The organism is Dictyobacter arantiisoli, assembly GCF_008326305.1.
GTDB lineage: Bacteria > Chloroflexota > Ktedonobacteria > Ktedonobacterales > Ktedonobacteraceae > Dictyobacter > Dictyobacter arantiisoli.
The window spans coordinates 17,710-36,232 of record NZ_BIXY01000052.1 but is presented as its reverse complement, the minus strand read 5'-3'; the positions used below and the strand labels follow the sequence as shown (position 1 = coordinate 36,232).

Here is an 18,523-nt window from a genome sequence, read left to right as displayed (position 1 = left end):
ATGTTCATTTTCTTCTGGCCTGAATTTGCCATCTTGTGTGGCGCGGCGTTGCTGGGCATCATCTGCGTCACGCCCTATGTTCTGGAACTGAGCCGCGATGCGTTCAAAAAGGCGCAGGAGCGCATGCATCGGCCTCTGTGGGTACTCGCGCTACTCCAGGATGCGCAGAGCTTCGTCCTGATGGGAGTAGCAACCGGCCTGGGATTGCTCATTGCGCATCATATCGGCCTGGGCGCGCCGTTGCTTGAGGGTCTGCTCGCAGGCAAGTCGGTGACGACTCAGGCGCAGGCGGCCATCGCGCCAGCGTTGATCTTGGGGACAGTTTTCGCTACGGTCCTGCTGCTCCTGGAGATCACGGTGTTCTGGCCGCGCCTGCCCCAGGTCATGCGTACCACGTTTCCGATCCCGGCCCTGTGGAAACGCTTCCTGGCGTGCTTCTACGGCGGCATCGCTGAGGAGCTTCTGTGCCGCTTGTTTTTGCTCTCTTTGCTGGCCTGGCTCATCGGCCTGGCCTGGCATATGCCTGGTGGCAAACCAGCACTGGGAGCATTGTGGCTCGCTAACATCCTCGCTGCGGTAATCTTTGGCCTGGGTCATCTGCCGACCACTGCCGCACTGGTCAAGCTGACCCCTTTGTTGATCGGGCGTGCCATTCTCTTGAACGGCATCATTGGAGTCGCCGTCGGCTATCTCTTCTGGCAGTATGGCCTCGAAGCGGCGATACTGGCCCACTTCGTCGCTGATCTCGTGTTGCACGTCATTGGAGATTCCATTGCGAAAAAGGTCCGTTCGATGGAGGCCGAAGCTTTGGGGTGAGCCTCTGGGCCCAGGAATGAACCCCAGAGTACTCCGCTCGGAGAGCCGGGAGCAAGGGACTTCTCCCGATTTTTTGAGCGTCAAATAGCATCTCTTCATTGTTCGTTTCCACATACCGTTTTAGAACACATGTGCTCGGAGATAGGGTTTTACAGTATTTCTCATTCTCTCTCTGCATGCGGTGACTCCGTGAAGATAATATGTCATCCAATTATCTTTTTTTTCTATTGACTTTTTGTCACTCAGTGTCACTATAATTTAAGTAGACACATGTGACAGATGGAGACAGTATCCACATTTTGTCGATCTCTTGAAATGACGATTTTTGAGGAATGTGCCCCAGCGGTTTCCTTCGCCTGAAGCACATCCAGAAGATCCAGAGAAGGAATAGAAGATGGGGAATCTAAACAGGATCGTGATTAGTGTTCTGGTCAAGATCACCCTGTCCTCAACCAACACAATGTTTCTGTCGTTCTTTAAGAAGATGCTCAAGAAAATATCCCCATGTGAAAGGAGAGAAAAAGAGCAATGAAAGTAACCGCATTGAGAAATCGATGTATTGCCAGTGGAACCTGTGTCCTGGCGGCGAAAGCGGTGTTTAGCCAGCGCGAGAGTGATGGCGTTGTGGAATTGCTCCAGGAACACCCGTCCCTGGAACAGTTGCAGAAGGTGCGGCAGGCAGTCGCCGCATGTCCTTCCCAGGTCTTTGTCGTGGAGGAGGAAGACAACCTCTCCGAACTCACGCTGAGCACCAATGATGAGGAGATGTGATCGTCACGCCAGCAGAGCAGGCGTGTTCTATTCCATACCCATGGTCATTAAGAAGCGTCCACACGAATAACCACGCTCCCTGCCGAAGGCTGGAAGAGCAGATAGATTGGAGTATACACAGATGAGTCAGGAGCAACAGACACACATCGATAAAACCAACCAGCAAGAGATTCCCTCCTTTCCATTTCCGTTTGCCGATCATAGCTTACAAGTTCCCGATGAGTACGATCGACTGCGGCAACAGTGTCCGGTCGCCAGGGTCCATATGCCCTATGGCGGCGATGCGTTTGTGCCCACCCGGTACCAGGAGATTGGGCAAGCCTTCGCTGATCCCAAATGTGGTGCAATCCGGGCTTCAGATGGAGATGTTCCCCGGCTGGAAGCTGGCAAAGTCACCGGGACAGAGGGTTCCGCGGCATCAGAACTTTTTTCCGTCTCCAATGCCCGTCATAACAAGCTGCGCCGCGTGATCGCTCCGGCCTTTACGGTGTCGGCGGCCAATAAGCTGCGATCACGGGTGGTCGATGTCACCAATGCGCTGGTGGATGCCATGGAGCGGTCCGGTCCGCCTGCAGATCTGTTTGAGGACTATGCGATCCAGGTCCCGATGACGGTGCTCTGTGAAATGCTAGGAATTCCTGGGGAAGATGAACACCTGTACCGCGAATCAGCACACACCATGATCTCGACGACGGCAAGCCTACAAGAAAAACAGGTACAGGCCACGAAGTTGATGCAGTATCTCGCGCCTATTATCAAAGAGGCGCAAACGAATCCGCAAGAGAACATCCTTGGCCTGCTTGTCCGAGCCCAAAAGCAAGGGGACGAGGTGATGACGGAGTCCGAAATGTATGGTTTTGCCATGGCCGTGATCGGGGCGGGTTTTGAAACGGTCAGCACGACCTTCACGAATTCCGCCTTTATTCTCTTGCAACAACCAGAAGTGGTGGCGCAGTTACGGACCCACCTGGAGCAGCCCGATCAGTTAGCTAATGCGATTGAAGAGATCTTGCGCGTCACTCCGATCGGCGTGGGCAGGCCACGCATCACCCGCGAGCCCGTCCAACTGGGTGAGACGACGGTTCCCGCCGGGGAAGTGCTTTTCCTCACGACGCACGGAGCCAACTACGATCCATCCGTCTTTCCCGATGCCCGCGAGATTCGCTTTGATCGAGACATGCAGCCTATCATGAGCTTTGGGCGCGGCATTCACGCCTGCCTGGGCCAGCAGATTGCCCGCATGGAACTGCAAGTGCTCTGGCAGACATTACTCACCCGGCTGCCAAACGTCCGCCTGGCGGTCGCGCCTTCGGAGGTCCCCTGGCGTCCAGACGAGACGCTGACCTTTGGTCCTGAGCATCTGCCCGTGACCTGGTAAGTCTCGCCAACCCGTCCTGCCAGGCAGCAACAGCATACCTGTTCGGGTTGCTGCCTGGCAGGAGGCAAGGGACAGATGCATGTTTTGTGGTGGGCGCGGCGAGAAAGGATCAGATGGTCGCCCGCAGCCTCTTTATGCATACCCTAATGCGCGTAAAACGTCGTTTGTTCTATAAACGCTCCATCTGGATGGATTATTCTCAGTCATCAAGCGCTTATAGTCTCCCTTTTCTCCTAGCAGGGCAGACCACTCATTCGGACTGCCTCCATTCCAGGAAGAATTTCTCAATACCTTGATCGTTTGGGGGAGTTGAGACAACTGTTCTTTATTTGTGTCATGGATATAGCTGAGCATTCGCACGACATCACCCTCATTGACCATCCGTATTCCTATTGGATTCAAATCATGTAATGGCAAAGTGGAACGATAATCCTCGCTACTCTCATTTGTTCGAATTGCACGAATTGTTTCAGATTCCTGGGGATCTGCATCTTCTTGATGAGAGGGGAACTCTATAACGCCCATCAATGGACGATCCGCATATTTCCATGAGTGTAGATAGCTTTGCGAACCCTCACGAATTTTATGATCTGCGGCTTGCCTTCCTTTCGTAAAGGCGTTTCCAGGTGAAGCGGTTGCTCCATTTTCCTCCGTTAGAGCCATAAAAAAATGTTGCTCTTGTGCTTGATCAAATGCTATTTGGCCTGCGACTGCTTCCCTCTGCCTGTTATCACGGCCAAGGATTTTAAGCGCTGCAGTGCCACCCCAAATCTCACCGCTCTCCATAATTTCCCCGATAGCGTCTGTTCCATGAATCCATACACGCTCAAAGGTATTCTCACTACTTGCTGGTAGCGCTCTCATCCTTTGTTCCATTGGTCTGTAAAAATTGTCAATGACGCTTTGAACTACATGCTCCAGTTGTGTTACTGCATCTTCTCTTTCGCTGATATGTTCAGGTTGCTTCGTTTCGCGCCAGTGTTCCAATTGGTCTCTTATATCCAAAGCTGCGTTGAATTTGCTCCTATCATCTCTCCCCTCATATGCCACGGCGAGCGAGGCGACTGTTTTATCGACCCCTTGTAAAGCCTCTGATCTGGGCTTGTCCACTCTAAGAAACTTGACCTTAACGGTCGATGTACTCACCCAGTTTTTTAATAGTTGACTTTCTTCCTGTCTTCTTGAAAGGTCGCTCTCTGGTATTATTGTGGGATGCTCTGTCCGATAGAGACCGCTCTGGAATTGCTCTACCTCTCTGTTGCTTGCCCCATTTGAAGTTTCTCTAACTTGCTCCCTGGATAAATTTTCCGGTGATCCATAATACCTCATCTATTAATAACCTCCCTCTCATGTGATTTGGATAGTGAATGGTCTACGAAAATTGGCATTGGTGCTCATATATATGCTGCATATTCATATATCTTATGAAAATTGTGAGAAAAAGTTTAATGAAGCCTTGTGAGGTTTTCAAGGTCTCGATCTGCTCGAAATGGATGGTTCTTGTGCTGCTATAGATCATTCAACAAGCCCTTGCTCTGGAGTCTGGGCATCTTCCTCAATGGTGATCTTCCCAGTTGCCCCATCAACGGTGATGCGCTGGCCGGTGGTGATACGCTCTGTGGCTTCTGGGACTCCGACGATTGCCGGGATGCCATACTCGCGGGCCACAACAGCGCCGTGAGAGATGGCCCCGCCCATTTCCATGACCAGCCCGCCAGCCGTGAGGAAGAGTGGGGTCCAGCCAGGATCGGTGGAGGGAGCGACCAGGATTTCACCGGGAAGCAGTTGCGCACCCGTCGGATCGAGGATAACGCGCGCCTTCGCAGTCACTGTTCCTGGCGATGCTGGTGTCCCCCGCAGCACGCCTTGAGACGAGTCATCAGCGTCCGTAGAAACAACACCGGGTTCGGTACCGTCGGAGAGTAGCACACGCGGAATATGGCGGCGGCGCATTTCGAAGTCGTAGACTGTGCGGTGATCGAGCACCGTGTTATGCATATCTTCTCCTGCCAGTGCAGTGTGGATCTCTGGCAGGGAGAGGAAGAAGACATCTCCGGCAGTTTCCAGACGACCAGCCTGTTCCAGTTCTTTACCCACTGTCCACCACAAGTCACGCATGCGCGCTATCAGCAAGACGATGGTGAACTTTGGCATCTCACGCAACCCAACAAGATCGTGCGTCCTTCTCAGGAAGAAGTGAACGAGCCGACTCCGCAGCCAGCCCTTGCTCCTTGTCCGCTGGACCAGTTCTGCGAGCATGTTTTCGGCATCCTTAGCGCCCCGTTGGAATTGCACAGGAGGAGCTAAGGATGGATCATTCAAATGCAGGTAGTTTGAAAGCGCACCGAGAATATGCGTCGGGTCTTCTGACCAGCGTGGCAGGCCCAGGTCGATCTCGGCTACTCCACGGTGTCCATAGAGGGCGAGAAATGCAGTCAATCCCTGCTGGAGCAGAGGTGGTAAGGTGCCTGTTCGATACTCCTGCGCCAGTTGCTCGGGTGTGTTTGCGTGGACATGCTCAACGCTGTCGGGATGTGCAGATACACTTTGTGCCAGGTGCCAGAGTTCCAGATCCATCGCTGTCGTTGGATTATGAGGTAGACCACGTAGCACAACTTGTCTCTCCTCTGGCTTTGCAAGGTCGCCCAATAGCTTGCCTGCCAGCGCCTGACTGCCCAGACCAACAAGCAGGACTGGCGCGATACCGCCAATGACATCCAGGAAATTCCCTACAAAATGTTCCATCCCTCTCAGACGCTCTTCGTTCTTGAGGCCAGGTGTGATGAAATTTAGCGCTCGTATACGCTCGGCGGTCTTCTGCACCCGCTTTACCGCCGCCTCCGGCCAGAACAAAGCTTGCAGGATATAGATGGGGGCCCGTGTTTTCTCAAACACTTTCTCGAAAGCGCGCATCAAGGGCCATCGTTTCGTCGAAATGATCGAGAAACGTGGATTGTTGGTAAGTTGCTTGAAGAGTGGCGCCGAGAGGGCCTCCCCTTTGCTCGCCGCACCTATGAGCACGCGGCGTCCCAATTTGTTGCGTAAGGCTGGCGTCACGTCAAAGAAGAGGCGTTGACCAGCCTCGATCAGTGCAGATGGGCCGTTCAAAGGATCAGGCTGCGGATAGCCAAATCCTGCGGCAATCCCTGACCCGATCAAACGAAACGTCGAGCGTCCTGCTGGAGTGAAGGGACGATAGACGCCCTGGAACACGTTGATCGAGAAGTAGACCCGCAGCTCATCGTCGCTCATCGATACGTTAGCTGGCAGAGGATAGAGCGTAGTGATCGGTCGCGATTGTGTGAGCCAGAGCTGGCCTGAGGGATCAATGGCCCACTCTGTATCCTGCGGCTGGCCGTAATACACCTCGACGCTTGCTCCAAGCTCGGCCAGGGAACGGATCTGCTCATCGGAGAGGCTTGCCTCATTACTGTTGTCGCTGATCTCGCTGCGCAGCGTGCCTCCTTCAGGGGTTCCTCTGATGACGACGCGCTTATCTCCAAGCCTGCGCTCGACAATCTCACCTGTTGTGGTATTCACCACAAAGTGATCTGGATTGGTCGCACCGGAGACGACGGCTTCTCCCAGGCCAGGATTCGCGTCGATGACTGCTTGACGCCGCTTGCCTGTTACTGGATTAGCTGTGAAGAGTACGCCAGCCACCGAGGATTGGATCATGCGCTGTACCACAACGGCCAGTTTGACGCTACTCTGATCGAGGCCCAGGTTCTCCCGGTAGCTCACCGCCCGCTCAGTCCACAGCGAGGCCCAGCAGCGCTGTACTGCATCCAATACAGCCTCGATGCCCACGATGTTGAGGTAGGTGTCCTGCTGGCCTGCAAAGCTGGCAAAGGGAAGATCTTCTGCCGTAGCAGAGGAGCGTACAGCCACAGGGATAGGTTTTCCAGAGCCCAAAACGTCATAGGCTTCGATGATAGCATCAGCAATTTCTGTTGGTATGGTTGTTGCCAGAATGCAGTGGCGCGCTGCCTGTGCCATATCTGTGAGCCGTTGAGCATCTCTGCCTTCCCCGGCCTGTGAAGGTGCATGTGTGTCCAGAACGCTTTGCAGGCCAGCATCCTCAGCAACGAGTGCGTAGGCTGTAGTCGTTACGCAGAAACCGGGTGGCACTGGTAGCTTCGCGTTGGTAAGCTCCCCGAGATTGGCTGCCTTGCCACCGACCAGAGCCAGTATGTCACGATGCAGTGCACTAAAAGGGAGCACGAAATTATTCGAATCAGGTTGTGCTTGATCTTTCTGTTCTTGTTGCGGAAGACTCATGGTGTTCTCTCCATTTTCATCCAGCTTTAGCTAGCAAGGCCATGCCTTGCACGACATCTGCTTGCTCATCCGGTGAGAGATATTCCATAATCTCTACCTGGACATCAGCACGCATTATTTGGAGCGTCTCAATGAGTGCCAGCCCTTGCCCTGTGATTGCCACGCGATGGTGTTGTTGCACCTTCATTCGCCATCGGGTCGCTGATGACGCCACAGCAGAGAGTCTAAACAGAGAGGTACCGTAGCTCATGCTTCACCGAAAATCCCATTTTTGCCGGGTGTCTGTCATTTTCTGCAAATCGTATCGGAGGGCACTCTCACCTACAAGTTAGATGCTCTCCAATCATTTGAAGGCGTTAGCGGTGATGGATCTTGCGGGTCTGGCGGATCTCGTCGAGGTGTGCAGTCGTATGCTCGATCTGGATGGTAATCATATCGCTGAGCGTGGCTGTAAGGCCCTCATCCTCCGTAGTAAACTTCCTCACGATGGAGTGATCCCAACTGTCGGGCACATGGAGCAGTAATTGGGTAATATGGTCCTGCACCGTACGGATGAGAGCCAGCGACGTCCCGATGGGTCGATGCTTGTAATCCAGCCCCTCAACCCATTTTTCCTGATCGTAAGGAGGCCGTACAAAGACACTTCCCGGGTTCACCAGGACGGTTTCGATGGACATCAAAGACAACGAGGTGCTCAGAGCAAGATGATGGATGATCTGGCGAATCGACCACTCATTGGGAGCACGCTCCAGATCGAGATCTGCTTCGCTGAGGCCATCAAGTGCTGCTGCAATATCGTCGCTGAGTCCCGCATAGGCAGTTATCATCGCTTCGGGTGAGCGTTTCACCGGGATCACGAAAGCGAAGTGATAGCCGTTGGGATCAGTCACCAGCAGTTTGCGCTCACCACGCTCATCTTCCTCGACGCGCATATCGGTGAGCCCATCCTCGACCAGTCTAGCCTGCTGCGTTTCAAACGTGTCAATAAAGAAGTCAAGGGTGTCACCAGGCTTGAAGACAAGGCGGGGTTCGTCGAGAAGGCCGCGCATATCGGTCTGATGCGGGAGGGCAAGTAGCAGAAGCTCCCCATCGCTCGCCCGTAGAGAGGCTATTCCCATATCGGGCTGAGACTCCACCAATTCGAAGTTCAGCAATGTGGTATAGAAAGCGATGCTTGTTTCCAGATCGAGGACGGTGAGGGCTGCTCGTGCTTTGTTGGGCATCTGTTTTGCCTTTCTTGACAGATAGGGATTGAGAGATAAGAGGAAAATGAGTTTTCTTGCGTAGTTCAGTATATCACAGAGAACGCCATGGTTACACAGGACCGTCTGCAAACACCATCTCCCTCCAATCCACCCTTTCTGGTTGGTTGTTTCACCACTCATTGCGCTCAGTGTTCAACTTTTACGAGACGGGAATTTTCGGCAGGCGGGAATCTTGCATGATTGCCCAAACGATGGTCAGACAACTGGTTTCCGTCGTAAAAGCCTCTATCTGATCGGTACGTGCCTGCGCCCTTTTTCGGCACGGCACACTAAAAAGATATTTGAGCACCGTAGAAAATGCAGATGAGGGATGTTTCTATTGGCCGATTTGGCCCGGTTGGGGAGCGACAAAAATAGAGGAGATCTGGTAAAACGCGGAAGCATGAGCCTCTCCTCCCTACTGGTTTATCGCCGTGCAGAGAGGAGAGGAATAGTTCACTCAATTGCCAGCTGTTTACTGGAGCGATGCGTCATCGACGTAAAAGCTGTCTGTGCCAGAGGCGGTTTCAACATACCACATTGCATTTGATAGTGTCCCACTCCAGGAGACTGTTGTGGTGCCAGATAGTAGCGTCCAACCGGATGAGTTGACCGCCGTGGTAGGGGTCAGGGTGATGTAGGAGGTAGACCCATTGGCGGTCACCGCCATCGTCACCTTCGCGCTGGGTGTTCCGCTTTGCGTCCTGACCCATACGTTCGTGGTATAGCTCTTGCCGTTTGTCAACTGGGAAGTAATATTCTGGCTGATGCCGTTCCACGATGCGGTCCGTCCAGTCAGCAGCAGGGATCTGGTTCCGCTGTGGACGACGCTCGTATTCGACGTCAGAGAGCCGCTGCCAAAGACAGACCAGTCCGTCGTTCCAGCTTCTGCGTCTCCATTGGTCAACAAATTCGAGCTCTGGGTGGATCCACTGCCGTAACCGGTCGCGACGATATTGGCCTGCACTGCGTTTTCGGTCGCGTCCGATGGGTAGCCGGAAGTCATCGCGCCTTCGAAGAAGGAACCGGCTGCACCCTTGCTGTTGTCGCCGCCAATGCCCAGGATAATCGCGCCCTCCTTGTGCATGGGGTTGTAACCCGAGACGTTAGGACGCGGTCCACTGTACATAGTTGTCAGGCCACCGGATTGCGCATTGCCAGCTTTGATCGCCCAGAGATTCGGTCCGCCCTTTACTATCGCGGTGACGTAGTGAGAAGTGATGCTCTGGTCGCCACTGTTGAAACCAGCGTTTACTCCGGAAAAAAGGCCGTTTTCGAGATCCGCCATGACCCAGGGGCCATTGCCAGAACCGTAGCCCCACACTTTGATATTTCCGAAATAGATAGCTTCCATGTGGCCGTTGCCGGTATCGTTGTTGCTCGTCTCAGCGTTCCCGTAGTCGAAGCAGCATCCGCCATTATAGTGCGTGCCGTCGAAGATCGCGTACTCGCCCTCTGAATTGTCGCCGGTCGCGATGCCCGATGTGTGGTCGTTGCGGTAACCGGTGCCAGAAGGTATGTAGACGCCGTAGACGTGGTGACCGCTGACCGTCAATGGCAGTGCGCTCGCGTTCGCGAGGTTATCAGGGCCGCCAGCGGCCCCGCCGCCGGGCGCCTGAGTGAGATCGTTGCCATGCCCGGACTGGTCGTAGATGATGGTGATGACGCAGCTCGTGCCAGCGCAGAACGAATCTTGCGCGGCTGCGTTGGCATAGCCGCCTGTGCTCAGGACGCCGATGTTCAATGTTGCGTTATCCGACGCGCGCTTGACCTGGTACAGGTTCCCATTGTAGGCGCCGAACAGCGCGCGCACCGTGCCATGGGCAGCAACACATGGCGTGCCGCCAGATGCATAAATGTCACAGGGCAGTGAGGTTGCGGCCAATGCAGACTTGTTTGTTGTTCCCGGCAGTCCAACAACGGCAATGCCCACAACAACCATAAACGCCAGGAGGGCTCTCCAACTGTGAGAGCAAAGATCACGATAACCCGAGATAGATTGTTTCACGTCCTTGTGTCCTTTCCACTATCTGGAGATCACAATAAGCAGATCTGACATTGTCACAACAAGCACACATACGGATGTTCGATAACGAAAGAGCCGTATTCATTCCAGATTCCCTTGCTTTCGCACCATTGCAACAAGACGATCCATGGATCTGAAGAACAACGACCGGCAGGATTTGTCATGGACATTCATGGAATAACCACACATTCGTTGTTCTCCACCACTATGGGCAGTTCCTCATCGCCCCTTCAAAAGGAAGGGGTAAGTATAGTATAAAGCGCGATTTGAGCAATGTCAATGCACGAATAACTCATTTCGAGACAAAAAATACCCATATGCGCATCGCAGAAAGAAGGATGTTGAACGTGTTTCCATTTTGGTTGAAGATGAGAGAAACCTCTCAACTGATTTAGATGAGGCAGAAGTAGAGACCTGAGAGTGAAAAGCTGGAAAAGGAGGGATTTAAGCTATTGACCAGACTAGCCAGCGCGAAACCAAGATATTTCCCTGTATTCTGTAGGGCTGGCTGGCTGTATTTTCCTCTCTGGCACCCCGAAGGCGGCTTCCCTTATTATTGAGAAGCCGCTGCTAGTAGTCTGTCAGACATCGTGTGATGAGAGGCGGGGATGCAAAGGGCGGCGGGGGATCGGGGACTGTGCCCCATAGGTGCGAACGTAAGCGGGATTGTTAAGGGTGTAACCCTTGACCTGGGGTCCGGGGCTGTGCCCTGATCTCTCACCCCCCCCTCTCGCCGCCGCGTGCGGCGGCGAAGAAAAGAAGGAAAAGGGGTATTTGGGGAAATCCCCATAGGTACGAACGTAAGCGGGATTGTTAAGGGGGCAACCCTTAACCTGGGGTTCGGGGCTGTGCCCCGATCTCTCACCCCCCTCTCGCCGCCGCGTGCGGCGGCGAAGAAAAGCCTTTCTGAGAACTGTTGAGGTTTTCCACGATGATCGCTTCGAGATCTTCTATTTCACGTTCGGGAGCGTAGGGAGCAGTATGAGTGTTGCCTTTCTCTCACTCGTCAAAAAAAGGAGCTCGTGTAACAGATTCTGTTGCCCACATTTATGATAGGTGCAAGAGAATCACGTTTGTTAGCAGGTGACATGGAATAGCGCAATCACATCTCCTTTGGCATGATTCCACGCCTGGATAGCTTCAGGTGTGGGAAGCAAACTGACCTGGCACTCTTTCTCTTTGAAGTAAGTGGTGGCTTCATCCGAAAGTCGGACATTATCATTTTGACCTGTTCCAACAACCAGGTAGTGTGTGCCTTTCTCATAGACAAATTTTGCTTCATCTTGAGAAAGGATGTGTGATGTTCCATAGAGTGCCTTAGATAATTTCTTCTTGCGTTTTTCCACCTGGCCGTGGCGTCTAATAATGACATCATGCGTAAAGACTGTGCCTTCGATGGTAATTGAGCCAAAGGCGGTTTGATCGATAGTCGGTTTCATGTTTCTCTCCTCCTTCTCTCCTCTCCAGCATCCTGCATGGATTGTAGCAGCCAGGAAACAACGGAGCAAACAGTGCTTTGGCGAGAGAGCTGATCGACGATGTTCTCCAGGTGCTCGACCGAGGCAGCAGCGACCTTGACGACGACCGCATTGCTCCCTACAACACGATAGGCTTGCTTTTTCACATCAGAGCACTCACTTGATCCCAATGCGGACTCGGTAACTAAAATACCAGGGAATGGGTTCGGACCCGATATGTTGGAGTGCGGCCTGTCTGAGGCGATCAAACCCGATCTCTTGTTCGGTGAACTGGAACTGGTGGCTGAGCGCACTGCTCTGCATCATCTCAAGAAACCGTGCAGCGCCTCCCTGCTCGATATGATGAAGCAACACCTCACGGGTGAAGCGGAAGTGAGCGCTCTCGCGCAGGGGGTCGAGAGATTTGTTCTTCGGCCATATCTTGAAGCTCTGAGCCAGCCCGCGCTCCCGGACAAGCTCCATTATGCGCAAACTTCCCTCCTGGGCGAGCTGATCAAGCTCCCAATGGATTGCTGGTGGCGAATCATAGTCATATGCCGCAAAGAGTCCTCCGGGTCGCAGAATCCGAGCAACCTCGGCCAGGGTCGCAGTCGGCTCCATCCAATGGAACGCCTGGGCAGCAGTGACGATATTAGCGCACCCATCAGGCAGACCCGTCTGATGAGCAAGCCCCTCTCGATAGGTGATATGTGCCGCGTAAGGATGGTCCTCGACGTTGTGTATGGCCTCTTTCCGCATGTCGGCATTGGGTTCGATCCCAATCACCCGCTCGGCTCGCTCACCCCAGATCGCGGTTGACAGTCCGGTCCCGCTGCCCACATCCACCACCAGGGCGGGATACGGCATACCAATCAACTGCGTTAGCAGATTGAGTAAAGCCAGTGGCGGGGTCGGACGCACCCGATCGTAGCTGCTGGCTTTGCCAGTCCAAACATCACTGGAATCACGCATATTGTCTTCTCCTTTTTGCAGCAGGTGAATGAAGCGCTAGCCGAGAAGCTCGAAAACCTGGGCGCGTACCTTTCCCAAAACCCCAAACGTATCGAGAATATCAGCTCCGACCCCGCTACCATCGCGCACCATTCCCAGCAAGATATGCTCGGTGCGAACGTAGGCACTTCCCTGCCGCTCTGCTTCGTCCAGCGCCAGTGAGAGCACCTTGCGAGATCGGGGCACGTAGTCGATTTCCTCCTCGACAGGGTGATCTCCACGCCCTATTTTCTTTTCAACAGCAGCACGGACTGGATCAAGTGCGACACTCAATTTTTCCAGCGCCAGGGCTGCGAGACCATCTTGTTCGCGCAACAAACCTAACAATAGGTGCTCGGTCCCGATAAACTGGTGATTGAAGGACAGTGCCTCCTCGCGGGCGAGGGAGAGGACATGCTGAGCATGCCCATTGAAGCGATTGAGATGTTTACTGGGTATCCATGTCGGCTGATAGCTTTGTAACGCTTGAAACAGCAGTTGGTTGAGGACGCTGGTGATTGTGCGATCCTCCGTCTCGGCGATCTGCGCCAGTTGCTCATAGAGATGGACTGGAACTTCGACACGCTGACGATCCTTACTTGATGGCATACCACTGCTCCTTTCTCTGTCCCCTTTTTTTCGGTGAATATGATGGTATTTACGGTGGTATTTTCTCTCTCGAGAGAATACCATGGTAGATACCACGATGTCAAGGTGCATCGAGGATGCTCGGTCTTGTTGTCATTTCCTCCCAAACAGACCAATCTGAATTGGAACTCGATGGATGAAAGCGCCGATACCTTTCGGCGTAGGCAAGCGCCAGGGTGCTCCCCAGGAGCCGCCAAATACCAACCAGCGATCACTGACTATCCCGTCTCTTTCCCTTTCTGGTTGTACTTTTGGGCCAGCACGCCCGTCTGGCTGGACAATGAATCGGTGCGTGTGATATATAAAACCATAAATATATGAGTTACCTCATTGATTGTGATATGAGGAGGCTAAAGGAAACAACCGTTAATGCCAGGCTTACAACAATTTGATACATTAACTTGATACATTTTCGTCTTTGTTTTTGCTGACTCATTCAGGCATAATAGAAGAGAATTTCGGCTATTTGTATTGTCAGTGTGGTTGCGGTTCCAGCTTACGCTCCACATCTGCATTACAATTTGACCTGCATTGAGGCCATCTTGTAGGAAGCATATTGTGTTTACTAAGGATGGTTGATAAACTACTACTGGCTTTGAGACGACCACTGGTCTTTAACTGCCCGATTCGCCTTAATCCCTATTTCAGAAGAACAAGAATGGATGTGTATAGTTATTGGCTGAGACAAACATTTAAGGAGGAATGGTATACCATGACAACACGAGATGAGCAAGAAGATACTAGAATGTATAAAGTGGTGCTCAACCATGAGGAGCAATATTCGATCTGGTTGGCCGATCGTGAGAACCCGTTAGGGTGGTTCGAAGCTAATAAGAGTGGTACGAAGGCCGAATGCCTGGCATATATCAAAGAAGTTTGGACTGATATGCGCCCGTTAAGCCTGCGTAAGAAGATGGCTGAACAAGAGCAGCAAAAGCACGCATAGCGCGACAAGCAACGTAGAATTAGAGCAGTATCAGTGAGCTGATCTAGTTTAAATATTCCTTATGCAGGTATATAAAGGAGCAACGATATGCGTAAATACTGTAAAGCATACCATCTGGAGGATCTGCGTCGCTATCCCCGCTGGCAGGAACATCCTGTCGATACAAACACATCAGCCCTGACAGATGAGACGATTGTATATCTCTGGGATGATTTTACCGTTGTCGAAAGCCCGGTGTTGCAGCAAGGAAACCTTTTTGATACTGTGACCCCTGAGTGGAAAACTTTCTGTACAGAAACGCTGAATTTCGCAATTCCGGAAGACCTACAATACGCCTATCAGGTTGAGTAACCATTACATAGCCTGATAGGCATGTTTTTTGTGTACCTGTCACACGCACAATTATAGGACAAGGAGAATGTCGAAACTATGAACGAACTAGTACAACGTCTCGCAGACGGAGATCACCCCGTCACTGTTGGTGGTCCTCAGCCAACATTGGCAGAACTAAAAAAACGCATTATTGAGATGCACTATGTCTTTATCAAGTTCACTGGTACACGCGGAGGGACTGACCTGGGTGTGCGTGTTGACACCGATGCGACCAATATCAGCCAGGCCAACTTTGAGCAGGGGACAGGCAACGCCCATATCGAGGGTACACTGACATTGAATTACGTCAAAGTTCGCTGTATCGCCGATATTGATCTAGCAACGCTCAAGGGGACAGGACACCTTGTTGCCCTGGAAGAAGTTCATGCTTAAGAGCCTGCGGAGGTCATCCTGAAATGCCACCCTGGCAAAAGGTGTGATGTGATTGTGTCCCACTTTTGTGACTCTTGCATGAAAGTGGGACACAATCACAAAATACGGAGTACGTACTAAAGGGACCTGAAAATGCATCAATACTCCTATGCTGTGCGCCAATCAAGGAAAATATAAGAGAATGTCAAGAGAAGGACAGAAAAGAAGGAGAGAATCAACACATCAAATGCCACCATAAGATTGATCTGATTTGCTAAAATAGCGCGAAAAGCATCGGCCACATAGGTCGTCGGTACAAAGCGTGCAACGATCTGCAAAGGCAATGGCAAGACATCCATCGGAATCATCATTGGCGCAAGAAAGCCGACAAATACGATTAAAAGATTGCCCAATACATTCGCCGTTTGGCCATTAGGTGCATAATGCCCTAGCAACGTTCCTAAACCAGCCATAGGTAAGACACATAATGGAATGAATGGCACTAATAAGAGATGCTGACCCATGAAGGGCAGGCCAAAGAGCAGATTACCAAGAACGTAAACGCCAACAAGGCCCGGCAAAGCAAAAAGAAGAGAAACGGCGATGATCGCAAAAACGAGCGTCAACTTTGACAAAGGAAGAGCCATCCAAAAATCAAACTCCTGGATCTGCTTCGCCCAGCCAATCTTCGTGACGAGGAAATTAGTCGGGCCAAATGCAATTGACGTTGCCATGTTGCCACCGAGCAAAAAGATTGCCTGAGTCGTACTTTTTACATCTCCAACCGATTTCAAAAAAAAGATGATACCCATGGGAAGGATCAGCGCCATAAATATCTGGATAAACCAGCTTGTGCGATATTCCATTAACATGATGCGAGTCACGACGCAATATTGCCAGACAACAGCACGAGCAGAAGCGCGTTGTCGAGGATAGGGAGGAAATGCCATATCTTCTTCAAGGGGCTTGGGTAAGATGGTACTATGAGCCAAAACTGCCTCCTCCTCCAAGTTGCAGATAGACATCTTCCAGCGAAGGTGTCTGGATACGAAAATCGTCCAGTTTATCGATGCCGATTTGCAGCAGAATAAGGTCAATCGCGCTACGCGTGCTATCACGACGACAAAGTATGATTACATGCTGTAGAGTCAAGTTATGGACCTCACCAAGCAAGGCAAATAAATCCCGATATGCTGGTACAGATACATATTCGGCTTTCAGGAGGAGTTCAAGCCTGATCCGTTGATCAACACGTTCCTTTAATTCACCAATACCCCCAATTGCCAGGAGTTGCCCATGGTTAATAATACCCACACGCTGAATAATGCGCTCGGCTTCTAAAACATTATGTGTGACCAGAATAATGGTCTTTCCCTGACGATTCAATTTGAACAGTTTTTCCCAGACCATGAGGCGCACAACTGGATCCAGGTCATTGGTTGGTTCATCAAAGATTTGAATCGGCCGATCACCCACGAATGTTAATGCAAGATGAATAAGGCGACATTGACCACCTGAGAGGTTACGAATAAGTTTTTCGCGAAACTCTCCCAGGCCTAACTCTTCTATGAGGTTTTTGGTCTGCCTACGAGCCTCGGCACGTGAACAACCTCGCAATTGCGCAGTATAGCGTAATGCCTCTTCAGGATAGACATCACGCAACGCAGACATCTGTTGCGTTTGTAGCGCCACATATTCAGGAATGATATGCGGACTCTTCGTAACCTCCATGCCATAAAGATGAATAGAGCCGGATGTAGGACGAGTTAAACCAGCGATTTGGTTAATAAGTGTCGATTTCCCTGCTCCGTTTGGCCCCAAAAGACCAAAGATTTCGCCCTCCTGAATGGTAAACGAGATGTGATCATTGGCCTTTTTCGTGTTTCCTTTATATACTTTTGTCAGCTCTGAAATAGTATAGACGTTACTCATATAATCTTTATCGCAGATGCTTCCTTACATGCTAATAACCTTGATGCCACAAAAACCACGAATGCTTAAAGCATACGATGGGAGATGTACCATAGAACGGTGCATTATAGTGTATACAGACATACAGACGCATGAACACAAATCTTTTGTATCCATAAACAATAAGCAGTTTTTTTATTTTCGTCTGGTTCTGTAGCTTTAGTTTAGCACACATCTTTCCACATATAGAATCTTTTTAATATACTCTGGGTATTTCTTACCAGTTACTATTCACTGTACCTGATGAAATGGCAAAAAGCCTTAACGCGTTGGCTCTGTTCTTCCACTGCCAGGAAAATATACAGAAGCTGAGGCGTTCTTCTATTTGTCATCCAAGGAAACTGAAATGCAATTGTCTCAATCCAAAGCATCATTTTTACGCGGATAAATCGAAAGATTTGATTAGAATGTGTCAGCCTCAGCGGGGATGCAAGGGGCGGCAGCTCCATAGGTGCGAACAGAAGCGGGATTGTTAAGGGTGCAACCCTTAATCTGGGGCCCGGGGCTGTGCCCCGGCCTCTCACCTCCCTCTCGCCGCCACACGCGGCGGCGAAGAAAAGAAGAAAAAGGGGTATTTGGGGACACCCCAAACCCCGGCAAAGAGCTCGCCGCCCTTTGCAATCCCGCATATTTGCTCTATAACCTGTATTATACACTAAAATTAGTCTATTGCCCCTGGCAGAGGATGAGATAATGCGATCTACCATGTGTGTGAGTAAATATCTACACAAGGCGAGGCATAGGTCTATTAAGAACTCTTCCACTTTTCTACCCATCAACGAGAACCAGTTCGTGAGGTAAGAACTGGATTCATCTGAAGCTGTTCGAAGTAAGAAAAAGGAGACAGGAATGTGTCGAAACATCAAGACCTTATTCAATATTGATCCCCCGGCCACCGACGAGGAGATTAAAGAAGCCTCACTCCAATTCGTGAGAAAGCTCTCGGGTTTCAATAAGCCTTCAAAGGCAAATGAAGCGGCATTCTATGCGGCTCTCGAAGAGGTGAGTACAGTTGCTCGGAATTTCCTAGATTCGCTGGTGACGAGTGCCGAGCCGCATGATCGCGAGCTCGAAGCCGAACGTGCTCGCATAAGATCCATGAAAAGGTTTGGAACTGAAAAGAACTCAAATAATTGATGACCATAAACGAAAGGAGAAATCATTAAGGACGGTGGTCGCTACGTTGGTTCTCCCCATCCACCTTTTCATTTTTGTACCATTTTCATTTGTAAAAAATCATTAGGTCAGCGT

Annotated in this window: 18 protein-coding genes; 7 read left to right on the top strand and 11 right to left on the bottom strand. The window is 51.4% G+C overall.

Features of this window, described 5'->3' with window-relative positions; translation table 11 throughout:
- From F1593_RS16975 to F1593_RS16965, 3 genes are all read left to right on the top strand, one after another.
- Positions 1 to 816: a CPBP family glutamic-type intramembrane protease gene (locus tag F1593_RS16975; RefSeq protein ID WP_149402753.1), complete on the top strand. Its 816-nt coding sequence runs from the start codon at positions 1 to 3 to the stop codon at positions 814 to 816.
- A gap of 528 nt (positions 817 to 1,344) precedes the next feature.
- The gene (locus tag F1593_RS16970; protein WP_149402752.1) at positions 1,345 to 1,587 is read left to right on the top strand and encodes a ferredoxin; all 243 of its coding nucleotides are present in this window, start codon (positions 1,345 to 1,347) and stop codon (positions 1,585 to 1,587) included.
- Positions 1,588 to 1,708: 121 nt separating this feature from the next.
- On the top strand, positions 1,709 to 2,965 hold the full coding sequence (locus F1593_RS16965; RefSeq protein WP_149402751.1) for a cytochrome P450: 1,257 nt from the start codon (positions 1,709 to 1,711) through the stop codon (positions 2,963 to 2,965).
- Between the two features lie 132 nt (positions 2,966 to 3,097).
- Here the strand turns inward: F1593_RS16965 and F1593_RS16960 are convergent, their stop codons facing one another.
- The 9 genes from F1593_RS16960 to F1593_RS16925 all read right to left on the bottom strand — a co-directional run bounded on the left by F1593_RS16960 (position 3,098) and on the right by F1593_RS16925 (position 13,572).
- Positions 3,098 to 4,294: a p24 family protein gene (locus F1593_RS16960; protein WP_149402750.1), complete on the bottom strand. Its 1,197-nt coding sequence runs from the start codon at positions 4,292 to 4,294 to the stop codon at positions 3,098 to 3,100.
- A gap of 186 nt (positions 4,295 to 4,480) precedes the next feature.
- On the bottom strand, positions 4,481 to 7,246 hold the full coding sequence (locus F1593_RS16955; protein WP_149402749.1) for a PEP/pyruvate-binding domain-containing protein: 2,766 nt from the start codon (positions 7,244 to 7,246) through the stop codon (positions 4,481 to 4,483).
- Positions 7,247 to 7,262: 16 nt separating this feature from the next.
- Entirely contained in the window at positions 7,263 to 7,427 is a 165-nt protein-coding gene (locus tag F1593_RS28405) for a hypothetical protein (RefSeq protein WP_172632188.1), read from the bottom strand.
- Between the two features lie 175 nt (positions 7,428 to 7,602).
- On the bottom strand, positions 7,603 to 8,469 hold the full coding sequence (locus F1593_RS16950; protein ID WP_235932612.1) for a DinB family protein: 867 nt from the start codon (positions 8,467 to 8,469) through the stop codon (positions 7,603 to 7,605).
- Positions 8,470 to 8,965: 496 nt separating this feature from the next.
- On the bottom strand, positions 8,966 to 10,432 hold the full coding sequence (locus tag F1593_RS16945; protein WP_172632191.1) for an arabinofuranosidase catalytic domain-containing protein: 1,467 nt from the start codon (positions 10,430 to 10,432) through the stop codon (positions 8,966 to 8,968).
- Between the two features lie 1,160 nt (positions 10,433 to 11,592).
- The gene (locus F1593_RS16940) at positions 11,593 to 11,955 is read right to left on the bottom strand and encodes an Mth938-like domain-containing protein (RefSeq protein ID WP_149402746.1); all 363 of its coding nucleotides are present in this window, start codon (positions 11,953 to 11,955) and stop codon (positions 11,593 to 11,595) included.
- The gene (locus F1593_RS16935) at positions 11,952 to 12,140 is read right to left on the bottom strand and encodes an Lrp/AsnC ligand binding domain-containing protein (RefSeq protein WP_149402745.1); all 189 of its coding nucleotides are present in this window, start codon (positions 12,138 to 12,140) and stop codon (positions 11,952 to 11,954) included. Before F1593_RS16935 ends, F1593_RS16940 begins: the two co-directional genes overlap by 4 nt.
- A 10-nt stretch (positions 12,141 to 12,150) precedes the next feature.
- Positions 12,151 to 12,945: a class I SAM-dependent methyltransferase gene (locus F1593_RS16930; protein ID WP_149402744.1), complete on the bottom strand. Its 795-nt coding sequence runs from the start codon at positions 12,943 to 12,945 to the stop codon at positions 12,151 to 12,153.
- A gap of 36 nt (positions 12,946 to 12,981) precedes the next feature.
- The gene (locus F1593_RS16925; protein WP_172632187.1) at positions 12,982 to 13,572 is read right to left on the bottom strand and encodes a Clp protease N-terminal domain-containing protein; all 591 of its coding nucleotides are present in this window, start codon (positions 13,570 to 13,572) and stop codon (positions 12,982 to 12,984) included.
- A 751-nt stretch (positions 13,573 to 14,323) separates the two neighbouring features.
- Between F1593_RS16925 and F1593_RS16920 the strand changes: the two genes are divergently transcribed.
- From F1593_RS16920 to F1593_RS16910, 3 genes are all read left to right on the top strand, one after another.
- Positions 14,324 to 14,557 (top strand): MbtH family protein, encoded by a 234-nt coding sequence (locus F1593_RS16920; protein WP_149402742.1) that lies wholly within the window; start codon positions 14,324 to 14,326, stop codon positions 14,555 to 14,557.
- Positions 14,558 to 14,644: 87 nt separating this feature from the next.
- Positions 14,645 to 14,908: a hypothetical protein gene (locus tag F1593_RS16915; RefSeq protein WP_149402741.1), complete on the top strand. Its 264-nt coding sequence runs from the start codon at positions 14,645 to 14,647 to the stop codon at positions 14,906 to 14,908.
- Between the two features lie 78 nt (positions 14,909 to 14,986).
- Complete coding sequence (locus F1593_RS16910; RefSeq protein ID WP_149402740.1) at positions 14,987 to 15,322, top strand: MbtH domain protein; 336 nt, start codon at positions 14,987 to 14,989, stop codon at positions 15,320 to 15,322.
- A 146-nt stretch (positions 15,323 to 15,468) separates the two neighbouring features.
- On the opposite strand, the gene F1593_RS16905 is transcribed toward F1593_RS16910, so the two are convergent.
- Both F1593_RS16905 and F1593_RS16900 read right to left on the bottom strand, forming a co-directional pair.
- Complete coding sequence (locus F1593_RS16905; protein WP_172632186.1) at positions 15,469 to 16,293, bottom strand: ABC transporter permease; 825 nt, start codon at positions 16,291 to 16,293, stop codon at positions 15,469 to 15,471.
- Complete coding sequence (locus tag F1593_RS16900) at positions 16,283 to 17,233, bottom strand: ABC transporter ATP-binding protein (protein WP_149402738.1); 951 nt, start codon at positions 17,231 to 17,233, stop codon at positions 16,283 to 16,285. The genes F1593_RS16905 and F1593_RS16900 overlap by 11 nt, the downstream gene beginning before the upstream one ends.
- An 888-nt stretch (positions 17,234 to 18,121) precedes the next feature.
- On the opposite strand from F1593_RS16900, the gene F1593_RS16895 reads away from it, so the two are divergent.
- A complete protein-coding gene (locus F1593_RS16895) occupies positions 18,122 to 18,409 on the top strand; it encodes a DUF2277 domain-containing protein (RefSeq protein WP_149402737.1) in 288 nt (95 codons plus the stop codon).
- The last annotated feature ends 114 nt before the right edge of the window (positions 18,410 to 18,523 follow it).

Bases quoted from the DNA above. Each gene is read 5' to 3' on its own strand.
- F1593_RS16975 (WP_149402753.1), top strand. From the start codon at position 1: ATGTTCATTTTCTTCTGGCCTGAATTTGCCATCTTGTGTGGCGCGGCG.
- F1593_RS16970 (WP_149402752.1), top strand. From the start codon at position 1,345: ATGAAAGTAACCGCATTGAGAAATCGATGTATTGCCAGTGGAACCTGT.
- F1593_RS16965 (WP_149402751.1), top strand. From the start codon at position 1,709: ATGAGTCAGGAGCAACAGACACACATCGATAAAACCAACCAGCAAGAG.
- F1593_RS16960 (WP_149402750.1), bottom strand. From the start codon at position 4,294: ATGAGGTATTATGGATCACCGGAAAATTTATCCAGGGAGCAAGTTAGA.
- F1593_RS16955 (WP_149402749.1), bottom strand. From the start codon at position 7,246: ATGAGTCTTCCGCAACAAGAACAGAAAGATCAAGCACAACCTGATTCG.
- F1593_RS16950 (WP_235932612.1), bottom strand. From the start codon at position 8,469: ATGCCCAACAAAGCACGAGCAGCCCTCACCGTCCTCGATCTGGAAACA.
- F1593_RS16945 (WP_172632191.1), bottom strand. From the start codon at position 10,432: ATGGTTGTTGTGGGCATTGCCGTTGTTGGACTGCCGGGAACAACAAAC.
- F1593_RS16940 (WP_149402746.1), bottom strand. From the start codon at position 11,955: ATGAAACCGACTATCGATCAAACCGCCTTTGGCTCAATTACCATCGAA.
- F1593_RS16930 (WP_149402744.1), bottom strand. From the start codon at position 12,945: ATGCGTGATTCCAGTGATGTTTGGACTGGCAAAGCCAGCAGCTACGAT.
- F1593_RS16925 (WP_172632187.1), bottom strand. From the start codon at position 13,572: ATGCCATCAAGTAAGGATCGTCAGCGTGTCGAAGTTCCAGTCCATCTC.
- F1593_RS16920 (WP_149402742.1), top strand. From the start codon at position 14,324: ATGACAACACGAGATGAGCAAGAAGATACTAGAATGTATAAAGTGGTG.
- F1593_RS16915 (WP_149402741.1), top strand. From the start codon at position 14,645: ATGCGTAAATACTGTAAAGCATACCATCTGGAGGATCTGCGTCGCTAT.
- F1593_RS16910 (WP_149402740.1), top strand. From the start codon at position 14,987: ATGAACGAACTAGTACAACGTCTCGCAGACGGAGATCACCCCGTCACT.
- F1593_RS16900 (WP_149402738.1), bottom strand. From the start codon at position 17,233: ATGAGTAACGTCTATACTATTTCAGAGCTGACAAAAGTATATAAAGGA.
- F1593_RS16895 (WP_149402737.1), top strand. From the start codon at position 18,122: ATGTGTCGAAACATCAAGACCTTATTCAATATTGATCCCCCGGCCACC.